The organism is Rossellomorea sp. LJF3, from assembly GCF_037046045.1.
In the GTDB taxonomy this organism is placed as follows: Bacteria; Bacillota; Bacilli; order Bacillales; family Bacillaceae_B; genus Rossellomorea.
In genome coordinates, this window is record NZ_JBANLY010000044.1 from 1 (window position 1) to 7,644 (window position 7,644).

7 protein-coding genes and 4 tRNA genes are annotated in these 7,644 nt (G+C 42.4%); 1 reads left to right on the top strand and 10 read right to left on the bottom strand.

Features of this window, described 5'->3' with window-relative positions; genetic code table 11:
* Nucleotides 1–161 precede the first annotated feature (161 nt).
* The 9 genes from V8G47_RS20545 to V8G47_RS20585 all read right to left on the bottom strand — a co-directional run bounded on the left by V8G47_RS20545 (nt 162) and on the right by V8G47_RS20585 (nt 4,783).
* Nucleotides 162–234, bottom strand: a tRNA-Phe gene (locus V8G47_RS20545).
* 240 nt (nt 235–474) lie between these two features.
* Nucleotides 475–551, bottom strand: a tRNA-Asp gene (locus V8G47_RS20550).
* A gap of 207 nt (nt 552–758) precedes the next feature.
* Nucleotides 759–830: transfer RNA gene (locus tag V8G47_RS20555), tRNA-Glu, on the bottom strand.
* Between the two features lie 8 nt (nt 831–838).
* Nucleotides 839–914 (bottom strand) — tRNA-Lys (locus V8G47_RS20560).
* Between the two features lie 176 nt (nt 915–1,090).
* Entirely contained in the window at nt 1,091–2,056 is a 966-nt protein-coding gene (locus tag V8G47_RS20565) for a nuclease-related domain-containing protein (protein WP_336201664.1), read from the bottom strand.
* Between the two features lie 285 nt (nt 2,057–2,341).
* Nucleotides 2,342–2,755 (bottom strand): DUF350 domain-containing protein, encoded by a 414-nt coding sequence (locus V8G47_RS20570; RefSeq protein WP_261749182.1) that lies wholly within the window; start codon nt 2,753–2,755, stop codon nt 2,342–2,344.
* Between the two features lie 15 nt (nt 2,756–2,770).
* On the bottom strand, nt 2,771–4,012 hold the full coding sequence (locus V8G47_RS20575; protein WP_336201665.1) for a glutathionylspermidine synthase family protein: 1,242 nt from the start codon (nt 4,010–4,012) through the stop codon (nt 2,771–2,773).
* Nucleotide 4,013: 1 nt separating this feature from the next.
* A complete protein-coding gene (locus tag V8G47_RS20580) occupies nt 4,014–4,322 on the bottom strand; it encodes a hypothetical protein (protein WP_034764803.1) in 309 nt (102 codons plus the stop codon).
* The gene (locus V8G47_RS20585; RefSeq protein WP_336201666.1) at nt 4,319–4,783 is read right to left on the bottom strand and encodes a hypothetical protein; all 465 of its coding nucleotides are present in this window, start codon (nt 4,781–4,783) and stop codon (nt 4,319–4,321) included. The genes V8G47_RS20580 and V8G47_RS20585 overlap by 4 nt, the downstream gene beginning before the upstream one ends.
* A 123-nt stretch (nt 4,784–4,906) precedes the next feature.
* Here V8G47_RS20585 and V8G47_RS20590 point away from each other — a divergent pair, with 123 nt between their 5' ends.
* Entirely contained in the window at nt 4,907–5,929 is a 1,023-nt protein-coding gene (locus tag V8G47_RS20590) for an ion channel (RefSeq protein WP_336201667.1), read from the top strand.
* Between the two features lie 39 nt (nt 5,930–5,968).
* Here the strand turns inward: V8G47_RS20590 and V8G47_RS20595 are convergent, their stop codons facing one another.
* On the bottom strand, nt 5,969–7,261 hold the full coding sequence (locus V8G47_RS20595) for an adenylosuccinate synthase (RefSeq protein ID WP_336201668.1): 1,293 nt from the start codon (nt 7,259–7,261) through the stop codon (nt 5,969–5,971).
* Between the last annotated feature and the right edge of the window lie 383 nt (nt 7,262–7,644).

Consider the following 7,644-nt stretch of genomic DNA (forward strand, 5'->3'; position numbering starts at 1 on the left):
TATCTCCAATCTATACTTGTTTCTCGACAACTCAAGTATAAAAGACTGGATGATTACGTGCATTTTTTATGTTCAAATTGTGTAAGAACCCCAACAAATATTATAGAACCTAATAAAAAAGTACTACGAGAGTCAAAGTCGTCGCAGTACTTTTTGTGTGATGGCTCAGGACGGAATCGAACCGCCGACACATGGATTTTCAGTCCATTGCTCTACCAACTGAGCTACTGAGCCGTATTTAGTATGCACCCTACAATTAGAATGTTGTAGTCCATCGTCCAGCTCTCAGGAAGCTGAATCAAGAAGTTGCTCGAGCTGTACGCTGATGTTTACTCGGGTGAAGCTTATTCACCGTGCTCTACCAACTGAGCTACTGAGCCATATAGTTTTCGGCTTCCGCTAAGCTTCGATCGTTTCCTCGACCTTCTCGCTTATCGAAACCCTTTTCCATTTCACGAATATCAGATATGTAAATGGCGGTCCGGACGGGACTCGAACCCGCGACCTCCTGCGTGACAGGCAGGCATTCTAACCAACTGAACTACCGGACCAAAGTTTTTTTGCGCTAGCAAAAATAACTATCATTACTTTGACGATAGTCAAAATAACTTTCATTGTTTTGCGTCAGCAAAATATATTACCATACTTTGCGCTAGCAAAAATAACTATCATTACTTTGCTTTTACAAAAAATATGTATTCTATTTCCATATAGTATTGCCTATTAAACCAGCAGTCTATTATGAAGGAAATAAAAAATGACCCATACGGGATTCGAACCCGTGTTACCGCCGTGAAAGGGCGGTGTCTTAACCGCTTGACCAATGGGCCGTAAAAAATGGTGAGCCATGAAGGATTCGAACCTTCGACCCTCTGATTAAAAGTCAGATGCTCTACCAACTGAGCTAATGGCTCTCTAAGTATATATAAACACGAATCGAAGGCTTGATCAAAGCCTCTTTCGTGACAACGAAATTAATATTATCACAGTATGATTGTCGAGGGCAACAGTTTTTTTGGTTTTTTTGTCGAAAATTATTTCTTGGGGAATAATTTGATGGAAACGCTGGTTTTGGAGTTATTTCTCTAAGCTACTTTTGCTTAAACGGTAATATGTGGACTTTTCCCTTTCCTTTACCACGAGATTTTACACAGACGGAATTTAATATTCTTGTTGCAAGGGAAGGTGAAGAAATCATTAAAAACTCTTTTAGTTGTTGCCCGGTTATTTCTTCACCAAAAAGAAGATCGTAATGTTCGAGAGCCTTAAAGTGAGCTGATTTTGATTTTACTTTGCAGGCAGGACAGTACCAATAACCGTGTACTCTGTCTATGGGGAGATAACTACACATTTCACATAACACCCCATTTATAATATCTTTTCTGGGTATTTGATATTGATTTAATACTGAGGGGTTCAAGGGATTATCTAATTTTTTTATTAGCTTAATCATTCTTCTAACATCTTTATCTAATAAAATATTTTTTTGATATTCATCATTCAATTGAGATATTTTATTGGGGAGCAAAGCAGCGTGGATGACCTGCTGGCTTACATTCTTATCATTTGAGCGGATAATTGTCTGAGGATTACTTATCACGATGAGTGTACGAATAGGAAAAGGAGGGAAGTGATGCTCGTGTAACCATAAGCGAAATTGTGATTCCTGCCTTCCCGTCTGGACAATCGGATCAGGCAATGCAATCTCAAGACCGTTCTTCTTTTGTATGATTTGATTAAAGACTGAATCGAACTCTATCGATCCGGCAATGTTTTTCACTTCTAAAATGAGTGCAAATCTGTTTGTTAATAGTAATGAGTCAATCTGGAAATAGCGACCGTTTATTAGGAGACGTATGTCATGCAGAATGTAGAAGGATTTATTGGGGAGGAGGCTTAGATAATAGTCGATTGATTTCTCTCCGTTATAACCGGCTAGACTTTTTGAAAGGTTTTCTTTGATAAAGTTTGTTTTGGGATGGTTCTCTAAAATACGAAGTAACAGGACTTGAAGTTTTTGAATTTTAATCGGAAAAGGACGCTCTTTGCTAATCATTTCATCACTCCAATACTGATTTTTTATTAATATTCTCTTTTTCTTAAGAAAATCCTGCTCTCTCTGTAAATATTTATACTCTATACCGGTTCAACTAGATTTTATTTTCAAAACCTCAATGTTTATTTCTAAAACCAGGATTTTATTTTCAAAAACCCCACTTTTATTTTCAAAACCGAAAATATATTATCAAAAATGAATTCCACTTGAATCCCCTCACCAAAAAAAGACCCGCTACCAGAGCCACACAACCGCTCCAACAGCAGATCTCCATCTCAAACTATATCAATAAGTCAAACTAGCCGCCACAACCAATCCCACAACGATCGCTGCGGAGAATAAGCTGAATCCGATGGCGATGTTTCCTTCTTCCACTTTCTTGGCTAAGTTCGTGCGCGGGGTGAGGACGTACTCGATGATCCAGTAGGCGATAACCTGGGTCGCGATTCCGATCAAGCCCCAGATGAACGCGTCAAGCAGGTTCAGGCTGTTCGCCCAGACGGTGTAGATGACAATGGCGAGTCCGATGGCTTTCCCCCACAGCTTCAGTGCTACGGCGATGTTTCCTTCTTTGATTAACTTCGCTTCTGAAAACTTGGTAGTGAAGGCAAAGACGGTGATTCCGAGGAGCATGAGTCCAAGGCCGGTACCGACATGGGCCAGAAAGCTGAGTAGGGCGTCACTTGTAATGATTTGCATGTGTTTCTCTCCTTTTTAATCCTCCTGTATTCCTACAGGCAGAAAGTATGATTCGTTATCGGTAATGGCATTTCCGGCTCTTATCCCGATGGCGCCCGGTTTGCCGTTGATGATGAAGCTCCCGACCATCAGGCTTGCTTCTTTCTCCCCTTCATCGGTTGTAATCACCGAGACAGGAAGCGGGCAGAACTTTTGATAGACAGGGAGGGTTTGTTTGTAGGTTTCATTTTTATCTTCCAACAAGACCTTCCCTGTCGCTTCCAAGATCTTGACTGTATCTCCTTCGCGACCGAATGCAGGTTTCTGAACGTAGGTCATCCCGCTTTCTTCGAAGGGTTCGGGATCGAGATAAGTTGGAAGGAAGTAGCGTTCGATCCACTGGTGTTCTTCTTCGGTGAAAAAGGGACTACCTTCTTCATGCAGCCCCCATATGAGTGCCTGCACCCCTTTTGATTGCAGCAAAAAGGCAGAGGGAGGGTTCAAGATGGCAAGCTTTCTATCCAATACCAAATGCATCAGTTCCAGACCGACTTTTTCTTCGGTCAGTGGATCTTGATCATCGACGAGGTGCTCGACGGGATAGGTTTGCCGGTATAAGACATCGATCCGCTCCCCGCTGGGAGTATATAGTCCATCATCCCGAATTTGCAGCTGATCCAGACTGACATATTCTGAAGGGACGCCGGAAAGCTCTTGGATATACTTTGTCGTCAAGTAATCTTCTTCGTGATCGGCATGAGAAGTGAAGACGATTTTTGCGTCTCCTTTTCGGCCTAGGGACTTCCAGGAAGATAAAAGACCACGTTTCAACTCCTTGGCTAATCTTTCTTCCATTCCGGCGTTCGGGTTTTGACAATCAAAATACTGACATACCCTTTCATTCACGTAATAGAGCTCTTTGATGAAGGTAGGGGTATCACTATTAAATTCCAATAGTTTCATATCTCGTTCTGAAACGACAAAATCGAATCTCCCGATGAGACATTCCTGCGGGACGGATTTGAATTTAATATAAGAAAGGGATTCCTCGGGGTATCCGAGCTCGAGGAGAGTATCATCGTCCAACTCCCGAAGCAGGTCGGCTGTCTTATCAAAGATGACGTATACCCGCCTTGACGCTTCGTGAATTTCCGCTACCGTTTCTCGTGATTTGATATCGATATCCAGCAAGGCATATTCCATGTCATATAAATTGTGCCAAAATTCCGGAATGTAGTGGTAAAATTCATTTCTTTTTTCACGATGAGAGGTTGTCATATTATCCTCCGAATCCACCTTTAGAGCCGCTTCCGATTCCCGATTTATAACTTTTGGAGTATGATTTGTATTTCGAGAAATTTTTCAGGTTTGATTTGTTTTTAAACATCCTTCCGGCGAACCAAAAGTAGCCAAAGTGAGGGGAACGATTGTCATCACAATAATACGTCCCGCTGTCGTCATCCCAATCCCAGTCGTCACAGTCTACATCCGTCGGCTCCGGTGGAAGGTCCTGATTTCCGCATCCAGTGACAGATATGGCCATGACGGACGCGGCAACTCCCGCCATCATTTTTTTCGTTTTGTTCATATTCTTTCCTCCTCCAGCTTATATCCCGTAGCCTTCACATATAGTATATACACATAACGGTCTTCATCGATTTCAGCAGAATCCCGTTCCCATTCAACCCCATCAATATAATAGTAAACAGAACCGATGACACTTAGAATATCAAGATGGTAATCATGGTGTTCTATTTTTATAATGGGATTGTTTTTCCGCTGATTTAATTCCCGGATTTCCAGTACCAGTCGTTCCGGTGGAAACAACGGATCCTTCAGTGGTTCCTCTTCATAGGTTTCAACATAAATGATGAATAAGTTCCCTTCGATGGCAGAAGATAGCTGCCGGTAGGTGACTCCTTCCTTAACGAAGAACTCACATTCCCTTCTTGCCAGGATCTGCTCCAGCTCAATATCCTGATAATGATAAATGGCTTCGAAGGTGTCGTTCCCTTTTCTCAATCTATATTCTAATATCGGTGCTTTCATTGATAACTCCATCCTCCTACAATGATTTCTTTTAACTATACGAACCACTGCGGAAAAGGTTTCATTTCCCGGAAGTTCATTGGTATGATTGAACTATGATTTTTTCAAAAAAGGAGGGGCTGTATGCTTATTTTCCAAAGGATTTGGAAACAGATCACCAAAATGGACTTTGGTTTCATTCTTCTATTATCTCTGATTATTATCCTGTTGGGAACCGTTGGCAGTCATTTTTTGGAACCTGAAACCTTTCCAACGCTCTTTGACGGACTCTGGTGGACGATGACGACCTTGACCACTGTCGGTTATGGAGATTATTTTCCCGTTTCAGTTGGAGGACGGATGCTTGGGATCTTCCTCTTCATCTTTGGAATCGGGATCATCGGGGTGTTGATCAGTAAGACCGTTGATTCGATTACCACGTTTCAGAAATTCAAAAGGGAGGGAAAATTAGTGTATACATATGAAGATCATTACATTTACATCAATTGGTCAAAGAAAACGGAAAGGGCCATTGAAGAAATTCTCGCCAATGTTCCCGATGCCGAAATTGTACTCATCGATATGCTTCCCGTTACACCGATCGAGCATGAGCAGATCCATTTCATCCAGGGGGACCCTTCTGATGAAAACGTCTTGTTGATGGCGAATATCTTCGAAGCTAAGCGCGTGGCGATCTTTTCGGATTCCAAAATCGCGGATCCTTCCCTGATAGATGGTAAAACGTTGTTAATAGCGTCCGCTGTTGAAGGATTATCAAAAACCCATCAAAAGGAAGTCCATACGATCGTGGAGGTATCGGAAGACCGTCATATCCCTAAGTTTCAGCATATCGCCGTCGAGGACTTTATTTTATCCAACGATTCCGTCTCCCTTCTCATGGCAAAAGCCACCCTGCATCCCGGGACGACGAACTTATTCAGACAATTACTCAGTAAACGGTATGGAAATAACATTCATGAATTCAAGGTGAAGGAAAATTGGAAGACGATCAAGCAGGCATCAGAGGAACTTCTTGAAAAAGGGGCGATCCTCCTTGCCGTAAATGATAATATGGATTTCACCGACGCTACGAACCGTAAGCTTCAATCAGATGACATTCTCTATGTCGTTTGTCATGACCGGGTGTACGAAGAATTAAACCAATAAAAAAATCCCAGCCGATAGCAGGCTGAGATTTTTTTTTCATTAATTCGGGCTCCATACGCTGCGAACCACATTCGTTTGAGAACGGTCGGGTCCGACTGAGAAGATGGAAAGAGGAATCCCTGTCAATTGTGATACCCGCTCTAAGTAATGACGGGCATTTTCAGGAAGATCCGTTAACGTCTTGCATCCTGTGATGTCTTCCGTCCAGCCTGGAAGCTCTTCATACACAGGCTCACATTCAGCCAGGATGTTAAGGTTAGCCGGGAACTCTTCCATGACTTCACCTTTATACTTGTAAGCAACACAGATTTTCAATGTTTCAATACCAGTTAATACATCGATCGAGTTCAATGAAAGATCCGTTAAGCCGCTGACACGGCGGGCATGACGTACAACCACACTATCAAACCAGCCGACACGGCGCGGACGTCCAGTCGTTGTACCGTACTCACGGCCCACTTCACGGATTCTGTCCCCTGTTTCGTTCGATAGTTCCGTCGGGAAAGGTCCGTCCCCTACGCGGGTTGTGTAAGCTTTGGATACGCCGACTACGTGGTTGATTTTTGTAGGACCAACACCAGAACCGATTGTTACTCCACCAGCTACCGGGTTAGAAGATGTTACAAACGGATATGTACCTTGATCGATATCAAGCATAACCCCTTGAGCTCCTTCAAATAAGACACGACGGCCGTTATCAATGGCATCGTTCAGGACAACGGATGTATCGACAACATAGTGCTTGATCTGCTGACCGTACTCGTAATATTCATCCAGGATGTCTTTAATATCGAAGCCTCCTGTTTCATAGAATTTTTCAAAAAGACGGTTTTTCTCTTCCAGGTTACGAGCAAGCTTTTCTTCAAATGATTGACGATCCAGAAGATCTGCGATACGGATCCCGACACGAGCGGCTTTATCCATGTAAGCAGGGCCAATTCCTTTTTTCGTTGTACCGATTTTGTTGGCACCTTTACGTTCTTCGTCGATTTCGTCCAATTTTAAGTGATATGGAAGAATCACATGTGCACGGTTGCTGATTCTCAGGTTGTCTGTTGTCACATTGCGATCGTGAAGATACTTTAACTCTTTCACAAGAGCTTTAGGATCGACAACCATCCCATTTCCGATTACGGATGTTTTTTCGTTATAAAAAATACCTGATGGAATTAAGTGTAATTTATATGTTTCACCGTCAAACTTAATCGTATGACCCGCGTTGTTCCCACCTTGGTAACGCGCGATTACTTCTGCATGTTCAGAAAGGAAGTCAGTGATCTTTCCTTTTCCTTCGTCTCCCCATTGTGTACCTACTACTACTACTGAAGACATATTAAGCCCACCTCCGACGGGAATTAGTATTCCCTCTTTTATCAAACAAACTCATTTTATCAACACTAAAACCGAAAGTCAATCAAAACACGAACGTTTGTATAGGTAATTATATTTATGTTCGTGTAATTTCGGACTTTCACCCCTGAAATCCTCTAGTTTAAGAATTTTGAGATAAATAAACAAGCTTAATTAAAAGTGAGTAATGATGATGTATGAAAACGGGACCGTTCCTTTCCGCTGCAGGCACAAGATTCCCCGGGGAGGAAGTCGAGCCTCCTGATATGAACGAAACTGTCAATGTCCGCACTCTACACCGATTTAAAAGCAGCTTTAATAACAGGAGCTCTTTTAGCTCCATTTTTCAATTGATTTTAAAGCCG